This window comes from Paenibacillus sp. J31R30, from assembly GCF_059692115.1.
Map to the genome: position 1 here is coordinate 19,532 of NZ_JCAUAV010000009.1, position 24,450 is coordinate 43,981.

Annotated in this window: 23 protein-coding genes; 6 read left to right on the plus strand and 17 right to left on the minus strand. The window is 45.0% G+C overall.

Features of this window, described 5'->3' with window-relative positions:
• Nucleotides 1–10 precede the first annotated feature (10 nt).
• The 7 genes from AC58QO_RS24335 to AC58QO_RS24365 all read right to left on the minus strand — a co-directional run bounded on the left by AC58QO_RS24335 (nt 11) and on the right by AC58QO_RS24365 (nt 7,355).
• Nucleotides 11–502, minus strand: coding sequence for an Lrp/AsnC family transcriptional regulator (locus tag AC58QO_RS24335; RefSeq protein ID WP_056609404.1), 492 nt, complete (start codon nt 500–502; stop codon nt 11–13).
• 201 nt (nt 503–703) lie between these two features.
• Entirely contained in the window at nt 704–1,624 is a 921-nt protein-coding gene (gene cysK, locus AC58QO_RS24340) for a cysteine synthase A (protein WP_497270075.1), read from the minus strand.
• A 63-nt stretch (nt 1,625–1,687) separates the two neighbouring features.
• Nucleotides 1,688–2,914: an MFS transporter gene (locus tag AC58QO_RS24345; RefSeq protein WP_497270077.1), complete on the minus strand. Its 1,227-nt coding sequence runs from the start codon at nt 2,912–2,914 to the stop codon at nt 1,688–1,690.
• A gap of 124 nt (nt 2,915–3,038) precedes the next feature.
• Nucleotides 3,039–3,539: a hypothetical protein gene (locus AC58QO_RS24350; protein WP_497270079.1), complete on the minus strand. Its 501-nt coding sequence runs from the start codon at nt 3,537–3,539 to the stop codon at nt 3,039–3,041.
• Between the two features lie 138 nt (nt 3,540–3,677).
• The gene (locus tag AC58QO_RS24355; protein ID WP_497270081.1) at nt 3,678–4,097 is read right to left on the minus strand and encodes a DUF350 domain-containing protein; all 420 of its coding nucleotides are present in this window, start codon (nt 4,095–4,097) and stop codon (nt 3,678–3,680) included.
• Between the two features lie 124 nt (nt 4,098–4,221).
• Nucleotides 4,222–4,902: a PspA/IM30 family protein gene (locus AC58QO_RS24360; protein ID WP_497270083.1), complete on the minus strand. Its 681-nt coding sequence runs from the start codon at nt 4,900–4,902 to the stop codon at nt 4,222–4,224.
• A gap of 92 nt (nt 4,903–4,994) precedes the next feature.
• Nucleotides 4,995–7,355, minus strand: a complete 2,361-nt coding sequence (locus AC58QO_RS24365; RefSeq protein WP_497270084.1) for an endonuclease MutS2 — start codon at nt 7,353–7,355, stop codon at nt 4,995–4,997.
• Nucleotides 7,356–7,599: 244 nt separating this feature from the next.
• On the opposite strand from AC58QO_RS24365, the gene AC58QO_RS24370 reads away from it, so the two are divergent.
• Entirely contained in the window at nt 7,600–7,968 is a 369-nt protein-coding gene (locus AC58QO_RS24370; protein ID WP_477587541.1) for a phage holin family protein, read from the plus strand.
• 173 nt (nt 7,969–8,141) lie between these two features.
• The gene (locus tag AC58QO_RS24375) at nt 8,142–8,594 is read left to right on the plus strand and encodes a cupredoxin domain-containing protein (RefSeq protein ID WP_497270087.1); all 453 of its coding nucleotides are present in this window, start codon (nt 8,142–8,144) and stop codon (nt 8,592–8,594) included.
• Between the two features lie 78 nt (nt 8,595–8,672).
• Here the strand turns inward: AC58QO_RS24375 and AC58QO_RS24380 are convergent, their stop codons facing one another.
• The 5 genes from AC58QO_RS24380 to pheS form a co-directional block, all read right to left on the minus strand.
• Nucleotides 8,673–9,287, minus strand: coding sequence for a transposase family protein (locus AC58QO_RS24380; RefSeq protein WP_497270089.1), 615 nt, complete (start codon nt 9,285–9,287; stop codon nt 8,673–8,675).
• 649 nt (nt 9,288–9,936) lie between these two features.
• On the minus strand, nt 9,937–10,491 hold the full coding sequence (locus AC58QO_RS24385) for a CvpA family protein (RefSeq protein WP_497270091.1): 555 nt from the start codon (nt 10,489–10,491) through the stop codon (nt 9,937–9,939).
• Nucleotides 10,492–10,497: 6 nt separating this feature from the next.
• Entirely contained in the window at nt 10,498–12,582 is a 2,085-nt protein-coding gene (locus AC58QO_RS24390; protein ID WP_497270093.1) for a hypothetical protein, read from the minus strand.
• Between the two features lie 94 nt (nt 12,583–12,676).
• Nucleotides 12,677–15,169 carry a phenylalanine--tRNA ligase subunit beta gene (pheT, locus tag AC58QO_RS24395; RefSeq protein WP_497270095.1) on the minus strand — a complete coding sequence of 831 codons (2,493 nt, stop codon included), beginning with the start codon at nt 15,167–15,169 and terminating at the stop codon, nt 12,677–12,679.
• A 25-nt stretch (nt 15,170–15,194) separates the two neighbouring features.
• Nucleotides 15,195–16,229 (minus strand): phenylalanine--tRNA ligase subunit alpha, encoded by a 1,035-nt coding sequence (gene pheS / locus AC58QO_RS24400; protein ID WP_068666178.1) that lies wholly within the window; start codon nt 16,227–16,229, stop codon nt 15,195–15,197.
• 530 nt (nt 16,230–16,759) lie between these two features.
• Here pheS and AC58QO_RS24405 point away from each other — a divergent pair.
• Both AC58QO_RS24405 and AC58QO_RS24410 read left to right on the plus strand, forming a co-directional pair.
• Nucleotides 16,760–17,188 (plus strand): MarR family winged helix-turn-helix transcriptional regulator, encoded by a 429-nt coding sequence (locus AC58QO_RS24405; protein WP_497270097.1) that lies wholly within the window; start codon nt 16,760–16,762, stop codon nt 17,186–17,188.
• Between the two features lie 26 nt (nt 17,189–17,214).
• Complete coding sequence (locus tag AC58QO_RS24410) at nt 17,215–18,870, plus strand: MDR family MFS transporter (protein WP_497270099.1); 1,656 nt, start codon at nt 17,215–17,217, stop codon at nt 18,868–18,870.
• Between the two features lie 58 nt (nt 18,871–18,928).
• Here the strand turns inward: AC58QO_RS24410 and lepB are convergent, their stop codons facing one another.
• Nucleotides 18,929–19,489, minus strand: coding sequence for a signal peptidase I (gene lepB, locus AC58QO_RS24415; protein ID WP_497270101.1), 561 nt, complete (start codon nt 19,487–19,489; stop codon nt 18,929–18,931).
• A 104-nt stretch (nt 19,490–19,593) separates the two neighbouring features.
• Here lepB and AC58QO_RS24420 point away from each other — a divergent pair, with 104 nt between their 5' ends.
• Together AC58QO_RS24420 and glsA are read left to right on the plus strand one after the other, a co-directional pair.
• The gene (locus tag AC58QO_RS24420; protein ID WP_497270103.1) at nt 19,594–20,514 is read left to right on the plus strand and encodes an aldo/keto reductase; all 921 of its coding nucleotides are present in this window, start codon (nt 19,594–19,596) and stop codon (nt 20,512–20,514) included.
• Nucleotides 20,515–20,539: 25 nt separating this feature from the next.
• Nucleotides 20,540–21,493: a glutaminase A gene (gene glsA, locus AC58QO_RS24425; RefSeq protein ID WP_497270401.1), complete on the plus strand. Its 954-nt coding sequence runs from the start codon at nt 20,540–20,542 to the stop codon at nt 21,491–21,493.
• A gap of 69 nt (nt 21,494–21,562) precedes the next feature.
• Here the strand turns inward: glsA and AC58QO_RS24430 are convergent, their stop codons facing one another.
• From AC58QO_RS24430 to nikR, 4 genes are read right to left on the minus strand one after another with little or no spacing between them, the layout of a single operon-like run.
• Nucleotides 21,563–21,748 carry a hypothetical protein gene (locus AC58QO_RS24430; protein WP_497270105.1) on the minus strand — a complete coding sequence of 62 codons (186 nt, stop codon included), beginning with the start codon at nt 21,746–21,748 and terminating at the stop codon, nt 21,563–21,565.
• Nucleotides 21,749–21,787: 39 nt separating this feature from the next.
• On the minus strand, nt 21,788–23,440 hold the full coding sequence (locus AC58QO_RS24435) for a copper resistance CopC/CopD family protein (protein ID WP_497270107.1): 1,653 nt from the start codon (nt 23,438–23,440) through the stop codon (nt 21,788–21,790).
• Nucleotides 23,441–23,450: 10 nt separating this feature from the next.
• On the minus strand, nt 23,451–23,855 hold the full coding sequence (locus AC58QO_RS24440; RefSeq protein WP_497270109.1) for a DUF2203 domain-containing protein: 405 nt from the start codon (nt 23,853–23,855) through the stop codon (nt 23,451–23,453).
• A gap of 52 nt (nt 23,856–23,907) precedes the next feature.
• Nucleotides 23,908–24,411 (minus strand): nickel-responsive transcriptional regulator NikR, encoded by a 504-nt coding sequence (nikR, locus tag AC58QO_RS24445; protein ID WP_497270111.1) that lies wholly within the window; start codon nt 24,409–24,411, stop codon nt 23,908–23,910.
• Nucleotides 24,412–24,450 lie beyond the last annotated feature (39 nt).

Consider the following 24,450-nt stretch of genomic DNA (forward strand, 5'->3'; position numbering starts at 1 on the left):
TACCTCTTCCTTACGGCGAAACAAGCATCCGATGATCATCTTCCTGATCTTCGAAAATAATGCCGTCTTGTTTGTATTTTTTCAAAATGAAATTTGTTTTCGTGGAAAGAACTCGATCAATCGGCGACAACTTGTTGGATACGAATGAAGCAACCTGTTTCAATGAACTTCCTTCAATCTCGACAAGTAAATCGTACGCTCCTGACATCAGATAAACCGATTTGACTTCCGGATATAAGTAGATCCGTTCCGCAATCGCATCAAACCCGCGCCCGCGCTCCGGCGTAATTTGCACTTCAATTAGGGCGGTAACCTTTTCGTCATCTACTTTGCTCCAGTTCACGACTGTCGCGTATTTGACGATGACCTTATCCGCTTCCATCTCGCTTATCGCTCGCGCAACTTCGGCCTCCGCCGTTCCTAACATGGTGGCGATCAGATCCGCGCTCCTGCGGGCGTCTTCCTTTAGTAAATCGAGAATTTTAAGCTTCAAAGTATCCATGGTTAAACCTACCTTTCTGAAATATGTTTCGTTCATCCATTCATCTTACAATGAATCACTGTCCTAATTCAATTACTGATCGAGGAAGAAAGGCAGAATATTTATATATATTTGAAAATTCCACTTCCATTGGCAAATTAAAAAGCCACTGGATGACGCTCCACGTGGCTTTCCGATTGTCTTACTTATCTCATTACTTAGTTAAAAAAGATCCATACTTAAATACCGTTCACCCGTATCTGGTGCAATACAAAGCACTCGTTTGCCTGCCCCAAGCTTCCTCGCAACCTGAATGCCTGTCCACACGGAGGCGCCAGCAGAAGGTCCGACCAGGATGCCTTCTTTGCTTGCTAGATCCCTCATCGTTTGAATCGCATCTTCATCCGACACTTGTACAATTTCATCATAGATACTTGTGTTCAAAATAGCAGGAACAAAACCTGGACTTGTTCCGACTAGCTTATGAGGTCCCGGGCTTCCACCAGAAAGTACAGGCGATCCCTTGGGTTCTACCACATATATTTGGATATTCGGCAGATGTTCCCGAAGCACTTCACCAGTCCCTGTAATCGTACCGCCCGTACCCGAGGTGGCAACGAATGCATCTAAACGCCCTTCCATTTGCTGCAAAATTTCCGGTGCCGTCGTTATTCGATGAATACTCGGATTCGCTGGATTTTCAAACTGCTGTGGAATAAAGCTGCCGGGAATTTGATCCCGCAGCTCCACAGCCTTAGCAATGGCACCTGGCATCCGCAAAGCAGCTGGCGTTAGCACAACTTCGGCACCGTAAGCCTTCAAGATATTTATGCGCTCTTTACTCATATTATCCGGCATAATCAAAATCGCTTTATAGCCCTTAGCCGCCGCGTTCATCGCAAGACCAATGCCTGTATTTCCGCTAGTAGGCTCAATAATCGTCGCACCTGGCTGAAGGAGTCCTGACTTCTCAGCCTGATCTATGAGATTCCATGCAGCCCGATCCTTCACGCTTCCGCTCGGATTGAAGTACTCCAGCTTCACATACAACTCAGCAGCTTCCGGTTCCAATAAACGGTTAATCCTCACTGCGGGGGTATCTCCGATTAGCTCTGTGATGCTGTTAACCATCTTTTTGGACAATGGTGCCCCCTCCTCATTTCACAATTCTGCTACTCACATTTTCATGTGGAAACCTAGTCCCTGTCAAGACTTGGATGCGGGCAGCTGATTTCTAATGAACACCCATGAGAAGAAGGTAGAACTTCCGATGACCAATAGCAGTACATTGATTACTAGGGGCTCCTTGCTCCATGAGATCACACAGATAAATAACAGCACGCCGCATACGCGTCCCACATTCAGTGAAAGCTCACGCAGGACAATGTATTCCTCCCGTTGCTTTGCACTCTCATCATCGGATCCAATTAAGTCAAAGACAACTGAAATCATAGGTATGGAGTACATGGGGAAAAAGAGTGCAGACCCTATCCCAAACATCAGTAAGGTACTGTATGTGATCTTCCAAAAGAAAGGCAGAATCACGAGAACAACCATAACTGACCCAATGAACATACTCATTTTGCGGAAAGATGGCCGGATGAATCGACCTGCTGCCCAGAAGCTAACCAGCGCAACGGATGACGTAATGAGAGCAAAGTTACCTAAGCTTGCTTCACTTGACGTGGATATGTATACCAGTAACCCAATCATAAAACCAAATACACCCTCGCGTACTCCTTGAAAAAGTAAGGCCAAACTTACTCGCTTCCAAGGCGTTTCAGGTTGTCTAAGTATCCGCAGCGGCAGCAGCCACTCGTAATTCCCGCTTAATTTTCTCTTTTTTAGAAAAAAACTAATTACAACGCCTAACACAAATATGCCTAGTGAAATTGAAAAGATGAGTCGATAACCTGCTCCATCACCTAGGTTGACAATGAGCAAACCTGAAATCCATGGAGCAATAATGCCCGCACCTGCGCCTAGAAGGCCAACCCAGCCATTGAATCGGTCTCGGTTGTCTGGATCCGTCACTTCAAAGTAAACGACGTTGAAGGCGATCCAGAACAAGCCTACGGAGATCCCTTGCACCAATCCTAGCCAGACGAAATAGTGGACGCTGCTCGTCCCCATCCAGAGTACCAGCATGTAGAAACACGCTGAAATGGAAACACCAATGCGCAAACAATTCATCTTGTTATGCTCTTTCACCCACTTGCCTGCTAACCAGAAGGTAATCGCCATGGTCAAATGAGTCGTTAATGTAAACCAGCCGATTAAGGTAAAATCATTTTTGGCTTTCCACAAATAAACGCCGACAAATGTACCTGATAAAGCATTCGCTCCGCCGAATAACGCATGAACAATAAGCAAAAGGATCGCTTGAGAATCCAGCTTCCCTTTGCTTTTCTTAATCGTTTGATTAATTTGCATACTCCTCCTCCTACCTTAGAGTGAATATTGGCTCTTGTTAAGCTTCCCCTTTAGAGTGAAAATATGAGGCGAATGCACGCAAAAAAACCGAATCCAACAGGACTCGGTTCCAATTCAAACGTTATTATTCCGATTTAATTCGTTCCACCATCAGTAAACGGTCGGTATCTGATAGCACTTTTTCCACCCGGAAACAGGATGGACACACATAAACATCTGTCGTGAAAGGACCTGTTAAGAAGGCACTCCCTAACGTCTTAGGAATACTAGGCGTGAAGGAAGCTTCGCTTGTCACTTCCGTTCCAGCAAGGAGCAGGAATTCATGACAATTCGAGCATTCTGGCGCTTCTTCCTGTTCATCCGTCATCTGCTGGACTTTCTCACCATATTTATCAAGCGGCTCATCGGAATCATCCCATGCCATCGATAAATCTTCGTCAGATTCAGCATATTCTTGTTCATTGAAACGCAGTTTCTGACCCGTTTGTTTGACCTTCAGATCAATACTGCGGTAATCATTCAATTCATTAAAACAGTGCGGACACTCGTCTTCAGGTCCAATCTCGGGATCCCAAACAATCTCAGTCTGGCACCACGGACACACAACTTCTTCATTGCTGCTCATTGCGAAATCCTCCACCTAATTGCATTCATGCATATTTCCATACATAATAAACCCCTGCTGCTACAAACACAAGCGCGATAGCAAACAAGGTTCCCCACAGGTATTTCATTGTTTAAGCCTCCAAGACTATGTATGATACTAAGTTACACATGCGCCAACCACATAGGATAAGGAGACAGATAGCGTTAAGGACAGGAAGCCTACGGCGCGGTTATCTTTCTTGATTTCCTCATCAATTTTGAAGTAAGGCGTAAGGAATTCAAAAATAAAGTAGGCAACCAACAACAGCACGAAGCCATAGCCAGCCCAAACGAGAGAGTGAATCATGGTGTCATTGTTTAAAATAGCAAAGCGGAACAAGTTACAAATCCCAAAAATTTTCCCACCCGTTGCCATGGCGACCGATAAATTACCTTTTTTAATTTCAGCCCAATCGTCATACTTCGTAACCATTTCAAAGATGGTAAGAAAAACAACTAGCGCGACTACTGCTACAGCAAAAAATGCAAGCGTTGATAAATACGGGTTACTTAACAAGACATCCACCTCTTCGTTCATATCATCTCCTGCCTTCCTTTACACAAGTCGAGACTTTAATTACGATTAAAGATCCCTTAATCCCTATATATGGTAGTAGAGACTGAGTATGACTCAGTCTCTCGCAGGTACAACTAGTATAACATTAGGATTGTTTTTTTTCAGCAAGCTTTGCTCTCATTGCTGCAAGCTCATCATCGATACCGCTGCTGCTTGCGCCTAACTTATCTAATTCATCGTCTAAGCTGCGGTTTTTCGCACGAATTTCACCGCTTGCTTGCGCTTCAGCTTCCATTTGAAGAACCTTCTCGCTCATACGATCGAAGCCTTTCGCAGCGTTATCCGTACCAAAGCCAGACATCGCTTGGTTGATTTGTTTTTGTGCTTTCGCAGTTTCAGCACGAGCAATTAACAAATCCTTTTTGTTCTTCATTTTTGTGAATTCGTCTTTCATCTCCGTCAATTGCGCTCGAAGCTGATCCGCATTTGTTTTGGCAAGATCATATTGACGTTTCAATTCATCGTAACGAGCAGTGTGCTCTTTCTTATCTTCCAGTGCGCGGCGGGCTAAATCTTCATTCCCTGCTTCAAGGGCTTTCATCGCTTGTTCTGTACGCTTTGTTACCATTTCTTCGGACTCTTCAAATTGCAATTTGAATTTCTTCTCAATCGCAATTTGCTTCGCTACTGCAGCTTCTGCTTCCATGATATCTTCTTCCATGTCACGCAAAAATTGATTTAACATTTTGACAGGATCTTCTGCCTTATCCAATAAATCATTGATTGAAGCCATAGTCATATCACGAAGTCTTTTGAAAATTCCCATCTAAAATTCCTCCTAAGGTTTATTACTCTTTTATACTTATTCCATACGTAACACCAAAGAATGAGTTTCAAAAAGATAGAAAAATTTAAAACTTATTTCAATTCGACGACGGTAACCCCAGCTCCGCCTTCATTGTAATTGCCCATGCGATAGCTTTTTACGTGCTTATGTCGACGCAAATAGTCCTGCATCCCCGTCCGCAGCACACCTGTCCCTTTGCCATGGATTAAATACACCTGCCCAAAATTACTCAAGAAAGACTCATCCAAGAATCGATCAGCCTCGATCATAGCTTCCTCCATGTTCATGCCGCGCATATCCAATTCCATTTTGACATTATCATCGCGCGTGCGCTTTACTATAGTTGCCGTTTTCTGTGGCTGCTTGGGTTGAGGAGCATTGCCTGTTTTCTCCAAATTGGATATCTGCACCTTCATTTTCATAATCCCCAACTGAACATTTGCTTCCGTTGTTCCTACCAGTTCGACAACGTGCCCCTTTTGTCCCAGTGAGATGACGCGTACTTCATCTCCTGCTTCAATCTGCTCAGGGCGCTTCTTCAATGCGCGGACTTGTTTGCTGCGCAGCTCTGGCGTCGCTTGATCTAGACGCCGCTTCGCTTCCACCAGACGGTGATCCTTAACCCCACCGGCTTCCTCTTGTGCCATACGGCGCAAATCGGCAATCACTTCGTCCGCTTCGCGACGAGCTTTGAGAACAGCCTCACGTGCGTCTCGTTCTGCTTTTTCGAGCAGCTTATCGCGCTGCTCGTCGAATTTCAGCTGTTGAGCCTCCAGCGATTTGCGCATCGCTTCCGCTTCTTTACGCAGCTCTTCAGCAGCGTATCGCTCCGATTCAGCAATCAGACGATTCTCCTCGAGAGAAGCGATCATGGATTCTACGCGCTGATCTTCCTCACCTACTTGGGTGCGAGCATGCTCAATAATACGTCGGGATAATCCAAGCCGCTCCGCAATCGCGAACGCGTTACTCCGCCCAGGTACACCGACTAATAAGCGATAAGTTGGGCTAAGCGTTTGGATATCGAACTCCATACTCGCGTTAATCGTACCTTGCTTTTGATAAGCATACGCCTTCAGCTCGGAATAATGCGTTGTTGCAATGATGCGGCAACCAATTTGATGAATGTAATCCAAAATCGAGATCGCCAATGCAGATCCTTCTGCAGGATCCGTACCCGCGCCTAACTCATCAAGCAATACTAAGCTCTTAGGCGTCATATCCCGTAAAATGCTAATGATATTCGTCATATGACTAGAAAAAGTACTCAAGTTTTGTTCAATACTTTGTTCATCGCCAATATCAGCGTAGATAGCATCAAATACACACAATTGCGTGCCTTCCTCGGCAGGAACAAACAAACCTGACATCGCCATTAAACTAAGAAGACCTACGGTTTTAAGAGAAACCGTCTTACCACCAGTGTTCGGACCCGTTACAATAATTTGCGAGTAGTCGTTGCCTAGCTCCAAATCAAGAGGTACTACGGTATCGGCAGCAATTAGCGGGTGTCTTCCTTTTTTAATTTTGATAAAGCCTCGGTCATTCAATCTTGGCATAGTTGCTTTTAACTCTCGGGCTAAGCCCGCTTTGGCAAACGTAAAATCAAGCTCTGCCAACTGATCAACATCCAAAACAAGCACTTCCACTTGTTCCGCAACAAGCTCAGTCAATGCTCGCAAAATTTTCTCAATTTCAGCTTCTTCTTTAAATTTGAGCTCACGAATTTTATTATTTAATTGCACGATGGCATCTGGTTCTATATAAAGTGTTGCACCAGAAGCAGATTGATCATGAATCATTCCGCCAAAGCTGGAACGGTATTCCGATTTCACTGGGATTACGAAACGGTCATTCCGAATCGTAATGAGCACATCTTGAAGCATCTTCTGGACAGAAGAATTACGGATCATCTGTTCCAGTCTCTCACGAACCCTTCCTTCACCTGTGCGAAGCTCACTTCGAACTCGCCCTAGTTCAGGACTTGCTCCATCAACAACAACCGCATTTTCATCAATGCAGCTATTAATTTTATCTTCTAATTGTTTGTTCTCGGTCAACAATTCCACTTGCGACTTCAGCATCGGAATTGCATATTCCTCATGAACAGCGAGAACAAATCTCTTTAATCTGCGAGTTCCAAACATCGTCGTTGAAATATCCAGTAATTCAGTTGGATTCAACATCCCGCCAATACGAGCCCTATGAAGTGGTGCGCGGATATCTCTGATCCCACCGAATGGGGCATTTCCTTTTAAGCGCTCTACATTTACGGCCTCATCCGTGGCTTGCAAGCGTAACTTAACGAGTTCAAAATCCCCTTTGGGCTCGAGCTTCTCTGCCGCTTCTTTGCCAAGTGATGTCGACGCATGATGAGCTACTTTATGTAAAATCTTCTGATATTCTAATGTTTTTATTATTTTCGGATTCAAAGTTCCCAACCTCTTTTCTCTACCCTATATTATAAACCAATTTGAACCTGATTAGCTACGGAGACAATGATTATATGGAAGATTCTGTCCACCATAAATATCACAATTTTGGATACACTAAGTTGTGCATCTACTCCTCTGCCAAAGGAAATTGCAAATCGTCACTATCAAAGCAATTGCGTCAAAAAATCGCTTCTTGTCAATGGATGCTATTCCATGACAGAAAGAAGGAGGTTCACGGGACATGCATCTTCTTGGACATCTGGTAAGGTTTATTGTTTCAGCTTTGGTTTTAATGTTTGTAAGCTGGCTAGTCCCAGGGTTTAAGGTCGGTGGTTTTTGGAGTGCCTTTTTCTTGGCGCTGGTCATCGCGATCGCGGCTTGGATCATTGAAGGGATCTTCGGTAAACAAATCACTCCGTTTGGCAGAGGTATCGTAGGGTTTATTGTGAGCGCACTAGTCATTTGGGCCGCTCAATTTGTTGTAACCAATGTGTCTACGAGCATGATAGGTGCTATTTTAGCTGCTTTAGTCATTGGGATCATCGACTTATTCATTCCAGTGAAAACCCCTTTCGAACAAGGGATCACGGGCAGAGAAGACCGTCGATAAACCTGTCAGTTTCGATAACTGATAGCCAAGGTAAAGCCCAAAAAAGATCGGCCTGCAGCGTTCTTACTCGCCGGGCCGATCTTTTCTATGTGTATTCACCAGTTTGTCACTGTAATTTGGAAAAAGGTCGTGTACAATAATGAGGATATCATTATGTATACGGAGGGGTACCCATGAAAAAACTAACTATTCTTATGATGGGACTAGCAGTCATTATCGCCATCACAGCATGTGGAAACAAAGACTCCAAAACAACAGAAGCAACAACTACACCAGCAGCGTCTGCACAAACTACTACAGCGCCAGCCGCGTCAACGACAGCTGCTGCTTCACCAGCTGCGACAACGAAAGCCGCAACAGGTGGACAACAAGTCGTCTTAAAAGCTACAAATTTTCAATTTGATAAGACTGAATATCGCGTCAAAAAAGGTGAAGCAGTCACAATTACACTTGATAATTCCCAAGGTGTTCACGGCGCTGCCATTAAAGAATTTAACATTAACCTCAACAACGGTAATAAAACCGTTACCTTTACACCAGATAAAACAGGTTCATTCCCAATTAACTGCTCCATCATGTGCGGAAATGGCCATGCTAATATGAAAACAACACTAATTGTTGAATAATTTATATTTTTGCTTAGAAAAGCTTTATCACGAGTTTGGTGATAAGGCTTTTTTCATATTCAATTGGCTTCATTGCTGTCAGACAACCTGAAAATATCTCAAAAAGTAGGGATATAAATACACTGAGAAGAATGCATCCATCCATTTTCGAAACATTTCTTGTTCGGCATATCTTACGTTTCGAGTAGTCTTAAACAGAAACGTAGCTAAAATACTCGTATACTTCTTCGTTTTGACGCTTTTCACTTCGCTCTGCTGCTCTTCAATTGTTTCCTCCATGGACCTTTGCATTGGTTTTTCAGAATTTTTGCTACCCATACGTGCGTATTGCTTATGCAAAGCTAGTTGAAGCTTTTCTAATATCAACTTAGCTGTTCGATAATTCACACCAAGCAAATTTGCAAACGATGGAATTGAATAGGTCATTTCATCTAGAATCAACACTCGAATGGCTTTGAACCAGAGTAATAAAGGTAACTTTGACTTATGCATAACGGTACCAGCTGTTATCGATATTTGTGTACGGCATTTCTTGCATTCTAGCAAGCTGCGCGTTTTCACTTTATAAAATGAATCATGGTCGCATCTTGGACAAAAGAACCCATTAGCCCAACGGCTTTTCATTAAGAACTTCTCACAATCTTCCTCTGTTTGAAAAGTATTGTTGATCGAGCCTATAAGATGCATTTCCATAATCAGATCCACCTCACAAATAGAACTTGTGTTCCTATAATTTATTATATCGAACATTTGTTTCCATGTAAAGAAAAATATGTTTATTTGGGCGTGGACATATCGACGTTATTATTTTCTGAGATAACTACAATTAACTTTGCGAATCGTTCGTTACATGCTGCAACATCTACTTGCTTGTCTAAGTAATAGAAAAGGAAGTCGTAATTAATCCCTGTGAGGGCTAACTCTTGCACCCTAGAACAATCAACTGTGATTATCAGTGGTTTAGCCTTTTATGTAAGTACTTAAATTATAGTAGCTAATGCTGGCTGGAGCTCGCGAGAAGCTACTTTTGACTTTTTGAGAGTAAGAACATCTGAGGGAGGGGGACACAGCAAGAGTACTTAATAGGCCTCTGTAATTACGGAAAAGGGGTTCAACGGGGCTGACTGGGCATGTGATTTACTACCGTAAATGAGGAACTATTTTTGCAATAAGTAAGAACTCCACTGGTCGGAGCTGATAACTATGGGAATTGTAGATACTTCAGAAAAATTGTTTTGCGACATATTTGCCCCAGCCGCGCCCACGCCTACAAACGTTAAGTCATCAAACTCGCGCAAAAATAAATAAAAAACTACCGCTTCTATTCGAAAGGCGGTAGTTTCTATAAGGATATTCCTTGTTTCCACATGTCATGAAGTTTACCTGCTACCTGCGGCAGCTCGTTAATTAAGTAAGGAGCAAGGGAGGAGCTTGCTAATAGTTTCTGAGGGCCATCGGAAGGAATGATGGTCATCACATTAACTGCAATTACAATAATAAGCAGCGCTTCTGCAAACCCCAATAATGCGCCACTCCAACGGTTCATCGCATTGAGTCCTGGCGTTTTGGCAAGAATATTCAAGGCTCTGCCAATGATCACAAGTGCGAGCTTTACACCGAAGAATAGAAGCGCAAAGGCAATGGCATTTAAGATATAAGTATCTAAATTGAGGCCTTTAACGATGAATTCATATTTCTGATAATTTTGATACGTTGGCAGTGATATTGCGTTTTTAAGTAAGGGAGCAAGGTCCTTGTAAAAATAAAAGGCAACAAGATAGGCAAGGATCATGCCCGAAATGGAAACGATTTGAGCGATAAATCCCCTAAAGTATCCAATGAGCAACCCTAAAGCTATAACCGACATCAAGACGTAGTCTAGTGTATTCAGTGTCACTTAGGGCTACCCGACTGTGCTATCAGCTTCTACAAGCTCGATCCATTCGTTGTATTCAATTTGCAGCTTGGCATACTCTTCACGCAATTTCCTGTATTCTTCTTTGACAGCCTGCAGCTCCTCTTGGTGAGCTTCGTCGTTCATGCTCATCTGAAGAAGTTCTTCTTTTTCCTGTTGAGCTTGGGATAAAATAAGTTCTTTCTCTTCTTCAAACTGTTGTGTACGTGTATCTCGCTCAGCTTGCATTTGTGCAAGCAGTTCTTCAATTTTACCTTGATAGTGCTGAATGATGGATGCTTTCTGTTCCTCAAGCTGCTGCATGAACGTTGACTGTTGTTCTTGAACTTTAGCCTCTTCCTCTTCCTGGTAAAGCAATGCTAGTGAGTCGATATCCTCTTGATGTGTACTAGCTGCTACCTGAAGCTCGGCCTGATGCTTCTGTTTAATGGCATGAATATCAGCATGATGACCACGTACGATGGCTGCGATTTCATTATGATGCTTCATCGTATTAGACGATACTTCGTCATGATGCTGCTCAGAGAGCGATTCCAATTCGTTTTGATGCTTCTCTGAAATTGAGCTCAATTCGTTATTGTGCTTTTCTGAAAAAGCATGCAATTCGTTTTGATGATTTGCTGAAATCGTATTCAGTTCCCTTTGGTGGTTCTCTGAAATAGCGTTCAGTTCCTTTTGACGGTTATGTGTAATCATTGCGATCTCATTTTGATGACTCTCTGTCAAGGAAGCAATCTCGAAATGGTGCTCATCAGTTTGATGGGCTATTTCGTTTTGAAGCTTCTCTGAGATGGCTTGAATCTCAGTTTGGTATTCATCCGAAATCGTCTCAATTTCATTTAGATGACTATCAGAGATAGCAATTAATTCTGCTTGGTGTTCTTCCTTCATGAGCGCAATTGCAGCTTGATGGTCCTCTACCAATAGAGCAATTGCAATTTGATGCTCCTCTGCCAACAAGGAAATTGCAGATTCATGCTCGCTTTTAAGGTTCACTATTGCGTCTTGATGCTCTTTTCTCAAGGAAGCAAGTTGGGATTGGTGCTCACGTGTCATGGAGGCTTGTGCCTCTTGATGTTGCTTGGTTATGGATTCGATTTGCGACTGGTACTGCTTATGGATGCCGGCGATATCAGAACCACTTTGCTTAGAAGCTAGCGCCAGTTCTTCTTGATGCTGAAGATCCGCACTTTCTTTGTCTTGAATGTGTAATTGGATAAGCGAGTTTTTCTCTTCTTGCAGTTGGTGGTGCAGACTTTCATTTTCTTTGCGATGCGTTTCCGCAATGGCAGCCAATTCTGCCTTATGATGTTCAGTCAATTTCAAAAGCTGTTGCGATTTCTGTTGTTGCGCCTGCTCGAGCTGTTGTTTACTCTGTTGATGCTGTTGTTTTTCTTGATCTAGTAATTGTTTTACTTGCAGGTTTTGTCGCTTTTCCTGGTCTAGCTGCTGCTTAAATTGATCAATCTGTTTATTCACTTGATCTTGTTGTTGTTTTGCTTGATCTATTTGTTGTTTGGCCTGAATTTGCTGTTGTTTAGACTGGTCCAGCTGCTGCGTGGCTTGATCTAACTGTTGCTTGGTCTGAACTAAGTGTTGTTTCCCTACTTCAACCTGCTGTTTCATTTGCAGCATTTGCTGATTGGTTTGCTCTTGTTCTTGTCTGACCTTTTGAATTTCAATTTTATGTTGTTTCTCTTGTTCTGTGATTTGTTGAAGTTTCCCGGTTTGCTCAGCAAGAAGGGCTTGATTCTTGTCATCCTCTTGTTTCAATTCCGTATAGCGGCTAGTTAGCTTCTCGTAGGCGATTTTCGTCGCTTCCTGCTCTTTTTGCACTTTACTAAGCTCTTCCAAAATTTCATTCATTCGGAAGCACTCGTCCGCCATATTCACCGCGGCCAACACAGCGATTCGCTGAGAATCCAAGCGAGGATATCCTTTGGCAATGCGAAACATTTGGTCGTTAACATATTCAGCAACTCGCTTCATATGATTCGTGCTTGTATCCGCTTTGAGCTTATATTGGTGTCCATATATATCAACAGTAATTCTTGTTTTATCTTCTATAGTCAATTTTAAATCCTCCCTTAAAATGAAAGGCTGGTCCTATCGAGAATAATTTCGATAAGACCAGCCTATATTCCTGCAACCTATAAGGAAAGTTACACTATTTTCTTAACTCAGCCTCAAATTGTTGTTCAAGTGTTGCTACAACTTTGGCATGGAGTTCAGTTACTTCTTCATCAAGCAAAGTTCTGTCCGCGTGACGGTACACGAGTGCGATCGCTACGCTTTTCCGACCAGCTCCAAGACGCTCTCCCGTATAGATGTCGAATACTTGAATGGATTCCAACAATTCCCCTGCAACTTCGGCAATGGCTTGCTCCATAAGTCCAACAGGTACGCTTGCATTCACCACAACGGCAATGTCACGTCCGATAGACGGGTAGCGCGGCAATAATTTATATACGATCTCATCGCTAGCGGCTTCCAAGATCGGAGATAGTTCTACTTCAAGCACGTAGGTATCATCCAAATCACGTTGTTGTTGCGCAGTTGGGTGCAATTGACCAACGCGGCCAATAACCTTCGAACCTTCAGCGGAAGCAAGTAAGATTTCAGCAGTACGACCTGGGTGGAAGCCTTCTGGTGCTGCTGAAGTGTACGTAAGCCCCTTAATGCCTAGGTACCCAACTAAACGATCGAAAATCCCTTTGATGTCATAGAAATCAACTGCGTCGGACTTCTGAGCCCAATGTGCTTGACGGCGTTTGCCTGTCAACACGATGGACAGCAATAGCTTTTCTTGCGGCAGAGCCGTAAGTGCTGCTTCGTCAGTAATGAACGCTTTGCCAATTTCGAAAATGGCGACATCATCCATCGTACGATTGCGATTATAGCTAACAACATCAAGTAAATGCGGTACTAAACTGGTACGCAGCTGGCTGCGGTCTTCGCTCATCGGCATCGCGAGTGAGATCGGTTGTGCAGCAGGGTAAAGGCCAGGAATTGCATCCACTTGTGATTGCGGATTCACTTCCGCGCCTGCAACACCGTGTGAGCGAGGGTTGGTGAAGGAATACGTAATCACTTCATTCAAACCGCTTTGTGTCAGGACATTCCGTGTAATGCGGCGGATGGATTGCTCTTTGGACAATGACCCTGGCGTCGTAACGCCGGTCATCAAGGTCGTCGGGATGTTATCATAGCCGAAGAGACGTGCCACTTCTTCGATCAAATCGACATCACGCGTAATGTCGCCGCGGCGGCTCGGCACATGCACGAGCAGCTTACCTTCGCCAGCTTGCTCGAATGTGAAATGCAAGCGCGAAAGGATTTGACCCATCTCGGCCAAGGATAGCGCTGTGCCGAGATAGTTATTCACGCGGTCAGCCGCAAGTTCGATGCTGACCGACTTGTGTGTACCGTTAGCGGCTTCTACGATGCCGTCAGCGACTTTACCGCCTGCGTATTGCGCGATCAGCGCAGCAGCACGGTTCAGAGCCGGAAGTACCGCTTCCGGGTTCACTTCTTTCTCGAAGCGAAGGCTTGCTTCCGAGCGAAGGCCTAGCTGACGCGATGTGCGGCGCACAGAGCTGCCAGCGAACTTCGCGGATTCCAGAAGGATTCGCGACGTTCCCTCAGTCACTTCAGAGTTAGCGCCGCCCATAACACCAGCGATCGCAACAGGCTTTGTGCCGTCCGTGACGAGCAGCATGTGCGGCTCAAGGGTACGTTCCACTTCGTCAAGTGTAACGAGCTTCTCGCCAGCTTCAGCGAGTCGTACGTCGATGTGTCCGTTATTCAACTGCTCCGCGTCGAACGCGTGAAGCGGCTGGCCGTACTCCAACATCACGAAGTTCGTGATGTCGACGATGTTGTTAATAGGGCGGATGCCCGCAGCCATCAAACGGTTTTGGATCCACAGCGGAGAAGTGCCCACGCGTACGCCTTCGATCAGGCGAGCCGCGTAATGCGTGCACTGCTCTGTCGCTGTGATCTTTACACTGATGCGGTCCGAAGCCTTCACGCCGGCAGCTCCTGCCGCTTGCAGCGCAGCTTCCGCATCTGGCAGTTTAATCTCGCGGCCAAGGATTGCCGCGATCTCGTAAGCAGCTCCGAGCATGCTCAAGCAATCGGAGCGGTTTGGCGTCAAGTCAAGCTCCATGACTTTGTCGCTAATCGCCAATACATCTAGAATAGATTGACCAATTTCCGTATCCTCAGGCAATACTAAGATTCCTTCTTGGATTTCCTTCGGAAGCAATTTATCGTTCAAGCCAAGCTCTTTAGCGGAGCAGATCATCCCTTGGGATTCTACGCCGCGCAGCTTAGCGCGTTTAATTTCCAGTCCGCCTGGAAGGACGGCACCGATCATTGCGACAGGAACCTTTTGTCCAGCATCAATATTTTTAGCGCCGCATACGATTTGCAAGTCTTCGCCTTGCCCTGCGTCAATTACACAAACACTAAGTTTATCAGCGTCTGGGTGCTTCTCACGGGACTTCACGAATCCAACAACTACATTTGAAACACCTTTATTACGATCCTCGACGATATCCACTTCGATACCGCTGCGGGTTAATTTTTCAGCTAATTCCTCGGCTGTGAAGCCTGTTACATCCACGTATTCGGATAACCATTGATATGAAACATTCATGCTTATACCCTCCTTTTCCTATTGCTTACACATGTAAAAATTGCTTTAAGAAACGTAAATCATTCGTATAGAAATGGCGAATGTCCTCGATACCATATTTCAACATAGCGATACGCTCAACGCCCATGCCAAATGCGAAGCCTGTGTACTCTTTTGGATCGTAGCCACCCATTTCGAGAACTCGCGGATGTACCATACCTGCTCCGAGAATCTCCAACCAACCTGTTTGTTTACATGTACGACAGCCTTCACCGCCACACATCGCACAGCTCACATCGACTTCAACACTTGGTTCTGTGAACGGGAAGAAGCTTGGACGCATGCGAATTTTCGTCGCTGGGCCATACATTTCTTGTACAAATTGCAGCAATGTGCCTTTGAGATCACTCATCCGCACGTTGCGGTCAATGACCAGACCTTCGATTTGTTGGAACATGTGAGAGTGAGTCGCATCATCGTCATCGCGGCGGTATACTTTGCCTGGGCAGATGATTTTGATCGGAACTTCACCTTTGCGCTTCTCCATTGTTCTTACTTGAACAGGGGATGTCTGTGTGCGCATCAAGATTTCTTCTGTAACATAGAAGGAATCCTGCATATCACGAGCTGGGTGATCCTTCGGCAGGTTCAAAGCTTCGAAGTTGTAATAGTCTTGCTCAACCTCTGGTCCCTCAGCAACTGTGTAACCCATTCCGATGAAAATGTCTTCAATCTCTTGAATGACTTTACTCAGAGGATGTACAGCACCTTGCTGGGAAGGACGTCCTGGCAACGTTACGTCGATCATTTCAGCACGAAGTCTGTTCTCAGTTTCTTGCTTCGTGTAAGCTGCTTGTTTCTCTTCAATTACAGACTCAATTGCTGCGCGAACATCATTCGCCACTTGGCCGATAACCGGTCTTTCTTCTGCGCTTAACGCGCCCATGCCGCGAAGCACCTCGGTTAACGGGCCTTTTTTACCTAAGTATTTAACTCGTAAATCGTTCAATTCCTGCTGACTTCCTACGCCGCTAAGCTCCTGCAGTGCTTCCTGCTTCAAAGCCTCTAACCGCTCTTTCATCGAAATCCCTCCTGAATTAGGCCTCTGAATCGCCCTTTATGAAAACACAAAAAAGACTTTCCGCTCCCTCGCAAGGGACGAAAAGCCGTGGTACCACCCTAATTAGATTCGTCTATGTACAAATGCCAAATAAACGAGTCTCACTTCATTCCAGATAACGGACGATGTGTCCGGTTCCCCCTAATGAGAAGTGATCAAACTTCCGTTCAAAGGACTGCTCGGGAGCGAACTTCCGCAGCCTGATTCTCGGGGCCAGCTCTCAATCATTGGCTTTCCCTCCCTGTCAAGAAGCACTGCATACTCTTCTCCGTCAAAGCATTTCCACGTATATGTACCAGTTATTATATGCAAGATACAAAGGATATGCAAGTACATCCAACCTTCTTTTCTGAAAGTTTTCAGAAATATCCCATTGACTTCATTCTTCGACAGGTATATATTTTACTTAAATAGTTTAAATGTTATTTAATTTAATTATTATATCATTTAATTATTAGACAATTCTAATAATTTTGTTAGGAGGTAATGGCTTGGAAGATGAATTGACAGCCTACACCAATCGCTTCCGCACAACATTTGAGCTGGCTCACCGTAAGATTTCGCAAAGTGTCCTCAGTGAACTCAATTCAGAGTTAACAGCTCCTCAGTTATTCATGTTAGCGATGATTGCCAAGGAGAACACACCGAAGCAATCCCATCTTGCTGATAAATTAGGCGTTAAGCCAAGTGCAATCACCGTGATGATTGATCGACTTGTCCAAAGCGGGCATGTTATACGTAAACATCATGAAACAGATCGACGTATTGTTCTGGTCGAAAATACCGCAGAAGGTGCCGCGGTCCTTGCTAAGGCCCATGAAGTTCAAAAGAAAGTGATAGCACGTGGTTTATCACAGCTTCCTCCAGATGAACTTCATATTTTCGTAAATGCATTCGAAAAATTTACTTCATTTTATTAATTTACACTTCAAAGGAGTGGTCACACATGGAAAACATTCAAAAAGCAGCGCCCAAGGATATCTCCGAAGCCGCTGCACCTGAGCTCAAAAATAGGGGGCTCCTACTCACCGGATTGATCATTGCCATGCTTTTCGGAGCCTTGGACGGTACGATCGTAGGTACAGCAATGCCGCGTATCGTCGGTGAATTCGGTGGACTCGGACTAATGACATGGTTAACAACTGCCTACATGTTAACATCAACCGTCGTCGTGCCCATCGCGGGTAAACTGGCTGACTTAATTGGCCGCCGCGTCATTTATGTAACAGGACTTATCATCTTCATCGTTGCCTCTGCGCTATGTGGTATGTCTCAGAACATGACTGAACTCATTTTGTTCCGTGGTCTGCAAGGTCTTGGCGGTGGTATCATGATGCCAATGGCGATGATTATCATCGGGGATTTATTTACAGGTAAACAACGTGCCAAATGGCAAGGGGTTTTCGGAGCGATCTTCGGTTTATCCTCTGTTATCGGGCCGCAAGTTGGCGGATGGATCGTAGATGCTTGGGACTGGCGTTGGGTGTTCTACATCAATCTACCTGTTGGTATCTTAGCTGTTGTTTTGATCGCTATTGCTTTACCGAAACATAAATCAGTAGGAAAAGTGAAATTCGATATTCCAGGTATTGTTACCATGATCGTCGGTGTTGTGAGCTTACTTCTTGCTCTTACGTTTGGCGGTAGTGAATACGCTTGGGGTTCTTGGCAAATCATTGGTCTCTTTGTACTTGCTGTAGTGTCCTTAACTGCCTTCATCTTTATTGAAAGTAAGGCGGCAGAACCGATTCTTCCTGTTCGTTTATTTAAGAATAGAACCTTCTCCACTATTAACGGTGTCGGCTTCCTAATGGCCGTTGGTATGTTCGGCGCGATTATGTTCGTTCCTCTATTCATGCAAGGTATTGTCGGTATTAGTGCCTCGGCATCTGGAACGGTCATGACACCACTGATGATTACGATGATTATTGCCAGCGTCGTTTCTGGTCAATTCATTGCCAAAATCGGTGTTCGCAAGCAAATGCTCATTGGTATGATTGTGATGGCTGTGGGCTTCTTGTTCCTTAGCACAATGGGAATCTCAACAACCAAGTTGATCGCTTCCAGTTACATGATTCTGCTTGGGTTAGGTATGGGGCTTGTTATGCCAATTCTTACGCTTGCTCTACAAGAAAGCTTCCCGAAATCAGAGCTAGGGGTTGTAACATCTTCCAGCCAATTCTTCCGTCAAATCGGTGGTACGTTCGGGATGACGATTCTCGGTGCCATTATGAATCATAAATCAACCGTATTGCTTGAGAGAGATTTAGAGCCTGTCGTGAAGCAGCTGCCCGCGGAAGCAAGTGAGCTAGCTAATTCGATGACCGATATGATTCATACGAATCCGCAAGCCTTATATTCATCCCTATTGGTGCCAGAATCCTTAGCTAAAATGCCAAAAGAATTCGTTGAGCACATGGTGCCTTTGCTTAAAAATGCGCTAGTTACTTCCCTTCATCAAGTATTCATTTATGGCTTAGTGTTTGTCCTCCTCGGTGCGATTCTTACGCTTTTCGTTGGGAACATCAAGCTTTCTGACCGTAAATCGAAGAAAAATGAAGACGGTGAAGATGAGAACCAAGTAACACCTCATCTCGCTTAATTCATGACAAAAGCTCCCTTCCTCTGACGAGGTTGGGAGCTTCTTTATTTATGAGCTGTTACTCAATGGTACCGATATGATTAAGTGGGAAAATACGAAATACGGCTTTGCCGATAATATCTTTTTCTGCTACAAAAGGTGTCGTCGGCCACAGATGAGAATCATAACTGTCGTTGCGATTATCTCCGAGGAAGAAATACTTCCCTTCGGGCACATTAACCTGATGGTACGTGTATGTCATAGGCGCTTGGATATAAGGCTCATCGACTTTGGCTCCATTGCGATATAAAGCACCGTCTTTGATCTCTATGGTATCGCCAGGAAGTCCTATCAGACGCTTCACATAGCGGTCCTCATTCCCCTCAAGCGGCGGCCAAAACACAACAATATCGCCGAATTCAAAGTCGGTTAATGGCTTCATTTTCTCAACAATCAGCTCATCTTGTAATTGTATCGTAGGCAGCATGGACCCGGTTGGTACTGTCATTGCTTGTGCAACATAGGTATTGACGACAAGCGCAATAATGACCGCGAATGCGAGCGTAGGTACCCATTCTTTTAATAGGCTTAGTACATACTTTTTGATCAATCGAACCAACTTCCTTTCATCTTGAATCATTCCTACTTTACACCGTAACCCATTTATGGAAAGCTTACATTAAAACAAAATAAAATGTTGTTGTATAATGAATTTGGATACCCTATTGAAGGAGAGTGTGCTGTATGAAATATCGTAGACTTGGCAAAACGGACCTGAAAGTTTCCATCGTTGGTGTTGGCACTTGGCAATTTGGCGGTGAGTGGGGATTAAACTATACGCAAGATGAGGCTGATGCGATTCTAGATCAAGCGGCTGAGCTTGGTATCAACTTGATTGATACGGCTGAGTGCTATGGCGATCACCTCTCCGAGTCATTTATCGGTAATTATTTATCCCGCCGCGATCGTGATAAGTGGGTCGTAGCAACGAAATTCGGCCATCATTTCCATGATTTATTCACACGGACTGATGAGTTTAGTGCTGAATCCGTCATCAAACAGCTTGATGCTTCATTACAAGCTTTACATACGGACTATATTGACTTATACCAATTCCATTCCGGACCTGATGCTTTATTCGATAATGACGATCTATGGACAACGCTTGATAAACAAGTACAAGCTGGCAAAATCCGTCACTTGGGTACCTCCATCGGCAGCAATGCCAATATCCATCAAACCGCAGCCTCCACGAAGGTGAATGCCAAAGCGATTCAGGTAGTCTACAATCGGTTGGATCGTGCTCCAGAAGAGCTCGTGTTCCAGTCTTGTATCGATCAGGATCTTGGGGTACTCGCGCGAGTACCGCTGGCTAGTGGTTATTTGAGCGGAAAATATAAACCAGGTGCTGTATTCAGCAATACGGATGTGCGCCATCGTCACGATGCTGAAAGCGTTAGACTCAAGCTAGAAGAAGCCCAGCGCATTCAGCAAAATGAAGTGCCAGAGGGCATGGATATGGCGAAATGGGCATTAGCATGGTGCTTGAAGCATGATGCCGTCACTTCTGTTATTCCAGGCTGCAAAAACCCTGAGCAAGTGATCGCAAATGCAGCAGCAACGGAGCTTATCAGCGACAATCATCCGCAAGCTTGGAAAGCCTAGAGAAGAGGAAGGACTGACTTTGCGAATGCCTCACCAACAGCACGATGAAACCTGGAAGAAGCTTCAATCACACATCGACGAATGGGTTGCTGTAAGTAAAACACATACATCGGAAGGTCATGTTGCTTCCTATATCCCTGAATTAGCAAACGCTTCTGGGGATATTCTCGGTATTTGCATCATGGATAGCGAAGGGCAAACCACAACCTCTGGAGATTCTGACTTTCGCTTCACCTTGCAAAGCATTTCGAAAGTGTTTTCACTAATTCTAGCGCTCATGGATAACGGCGAGGACATTGTATTCTCAAAAGTGGGGATGGAGCCGACAGGTGATGACTTCAACTCCATGTTGAAGCTCGAACTTATCGAGCCAGGCATCCCTTTTAATCCGCTTATCAATGCAGGAGCGATTGCTATATCCTCCTTAATTGCGGGTAACAGCACGGATGAACAGGTCGATCGAATCCTTCATTTCTTCAGGGATATTGCCGATAATCCAGCGCTTGCTATCAATCAAAACGTCTTCAAATCCGAGTCCGATACGGCTCACCGCAATCGCTCCTTAGCCTATTTTCTCAAGGATAACGGCGTTCTGGACAAAGAAGTGGACGATGTCCTTCGCGTATACTTTAGTCATTGTTCCGTTGAGGTCAATTGTACGGATCTGGCTAGAATGGCTCTCGTTCTCGCTCATAACGGCGTAGATCCGATTCGCAAGCAACGCCTCATTCCGCGGCGCTTCGTGCAAATTGCCAAGACCTTCATGTTTACCTGTGGGATGTACAATGCCTCTGGCGAATTTGCCATGAACGTCGGGCTGCCTGCGAAGAGCGGCGTGTCCGGCAGCATCCTGACGATGGTGCCTGGACAGTACGGTATCGGCCTTGTAGGGCCTGCTCTGAACCGCAAGGGCAACAGTACAGCTGGTGTACATCTCCTTGGCATTCTCTCGCAAGAATTTGACTGGAGCTTGTTTTAATCAAAAGAACCTTCCCTTATGACTGTCTTTCAGTCGAGGGGAAGGTTCTTTTTGATAATGCATATACCCTTATTGCATCGATTGCTTGATACGCTGGAGGGCTTCGATCAGCTCATCCACTTCATGCTCATTCAATCGGATCGTTACATAGTTCGGTGAAATGCCTCCATCATTGATTTCAATTAGAGCGGAATCATCTTTGTCATCAAGCTTGACTGACAGATGGTCTTTATCTAGAATTTGAACCCAAGCCATGGTCACCCTCCTCGCTGCACGGATCAGCCTATTAAAGGTCTAATACACAATAAAGTCTTTGGTATACACCGTTTCATTATCTTCTCTATCCATAACGCGCATTTCTAACTCCCATTTCCCTCTAAACGGCAGATATGGACCTTCGGATTTATAGCTAAATTTGGCAAAACCGTAGGATTCCTCTTCCTTACTATCCGTGTATAGCGTTAACGGAACAGAAATCGGCGCAATTTCCTCATCATCTTTGTTGTGCAAAATCAAAAGAACCTGCTTCGGTTGGCCTGACTTCTCAGGCAGCCAAACTTTTGCGACGAACGTATTATTGCCGGGGATTTTGGGCGTAATATCCACCGAAACGTGGACCTTCTCACCCATCTGATGCCACTGAAGCGGCTCGTTAGCCGGAATCGGCGCCATATAAGTAAGCAGCCCGACAAGGACAACAATGACGACCATGAGTGACAGATCCAGCTTCACCCAGACGATCGATTGATTCACTTTTTTCCTGCGAAGGAACAGTCGAATTACGAAACCAATGAGTGCAACAAGCACCACCACGCCTATTTTTACAAGCAAAAGAATTCCCCAAGTGGTGTACGTTAAGTAACGTAAACTCGGTAAAAATAGCAGGACTGATAGGACCCCTGAAACTGTTAAAACAAGGATCGAAATCAGCGCGAATCTTGAAAACTTCTGCATATAGCTGCCGAGATCCATCTTGTTATGACGCCATTTGGCATAGAGGAGTATTAGCCCGCCTACCCAACAAGCTGCGGCAGCAAGATGAATAAAGTCGAGCCCGATCGTCGCCCATAGCGGGGAAAAGGATGCTGCGTGGCCGCTAAAGCTTTTGACAGCCAAAAGAGCCAAAGACCAAGTTACATCGAGCCAAGCCAGCCTGCCTACTAAGACAAAGCCTAGGAAGGATAATACGAGAAGCAGTGCCCAAGAAATCCCGATATTCGTTGAGGTTAGCAGCTGTACGATTTCGTCCACACCGCCGCCGCCCAACAGATCCTCGATATGCGTGAAAATCAGCAGCAAAAGGGCAACGATATGTGCGCGTTGAAGATTAAGCGTCCAAGCGGCAAAGGATTTCTGCGCTTCTTCGCCTTGCGGTCTCACCAAACGCAGCCAGAATGCCCAACCGGTCAAGGCTAGCAGCATCAGGAACCATAGGCCGCGAGAAGCATATTGCAGCAAGCCTTTTGTCGTCAGCGGTCCTGAGCTATGCTCGTGCCCGATATGAGCGGATGGCACATCAAGAACATCCTCCTGCGGCGGATTTCCGATTGTAATCGGATAGCTTCCACCCACGGGATGCCCGTCTGCTGAGATGACGTGATAGCTAATCAAATACACGCCTTCTGCGAGCTTCGGTAGATCTAGCTTGATGCCCATCTGATCCTTATTCATCGTCGCTTTGCGTTTCGTTATCTCAGCTCCGCTATGATCATACACCTTGATATAAAAGAGTCCGCTGTCTAATTGTTCATTGAACGTGACGGACACCGCAGCAGGCGAGCTCTCGAGCTTCGCTCCCGCTTCTGGTGCCGCTTCGACTAATGAGGCATGTGCAGAGGCTGATTGTGGAACAAGGACAGCGCTCATTAGCATCATCGCCAACACAGCAATCAAGCCGAGTGGCAATCGCAGGAACCAATTCTTCGCTCGTTGATTATTTTGTCTCATGATCATCCCACTAATCCGCTATCGGTCTACGGCCAGCAAAACCATCTTGCTCCCCGTGATAATAACGAATCTGATCCTCTCCTTGCTTCCAGCACAGCAACACTTCTTGTCCATTCATGACAGCTGGAAAATCAACAAGACCCGAATCGATGTCCTTCAGCTCAATGCCTGTCTTTTGAAAACTTTGAATGAGTCCACGCGCTTCAATTTGAAGAAATTCAAGCGCAGCTTCCATGACAAAGAAAGGATCCTTCTCCGTGCCAGGCTTTTCCGCGTATTCATTCTTCTTATGGCGCAACTCCATATATTTGTCCTCAAACTCACTCTTCAAGGCTTGCATTTTTTTCAGTTCCTGATCAACAAAAGGTAATAAATGATTGGCCTCTTCCAAAGAGAACCATTTCTTCTCAGACATAACGCACCTCCATGTCCATTATTTTAGCAAAAAAATGAGAGAACTACGAATTCTACTCATCCTTATGAGGTTTATCGTGAACATGATGATGATCATGCTGGTGTCCGTGATGATGAGCATGTCTATGACTTTGGCTATGCTCGTCCACATGCGTAACTGACAGCTCCGCGTAGCCTACCCCTTTTAACACCTGAATGCGTTGCTGCAGCTCTCGAAGCTCCTGTACTTCACCTCGAACTACGAGTATTTCCAAGCATTGCTGATGGTTTAAATGGATATGCATGGTGGAAATGATCGCATGATGATAGTCGTGCTGAAGCTCCATTAACGTAATGGGTAAATCTCTAATTTCATGGTCATATACCATAACAATCGTTCCAGCGACCATCTCATTCGGCTGCATACTGCTTGAGGTTAACAGTGCCTTGCGGGCAAGATCTCGAATCGCCTCCGAGCGATTATCATACCCTTGCATCGCAATCAACCGGTCGAATTGCTCGATCAGGGATTGCGGCATCGAAATTCCGAAACGAACCAGATTCTCTTTATCCGACATTCATCTTGCTCCTTCATTGGTAACTTCGTCTCTATTCCT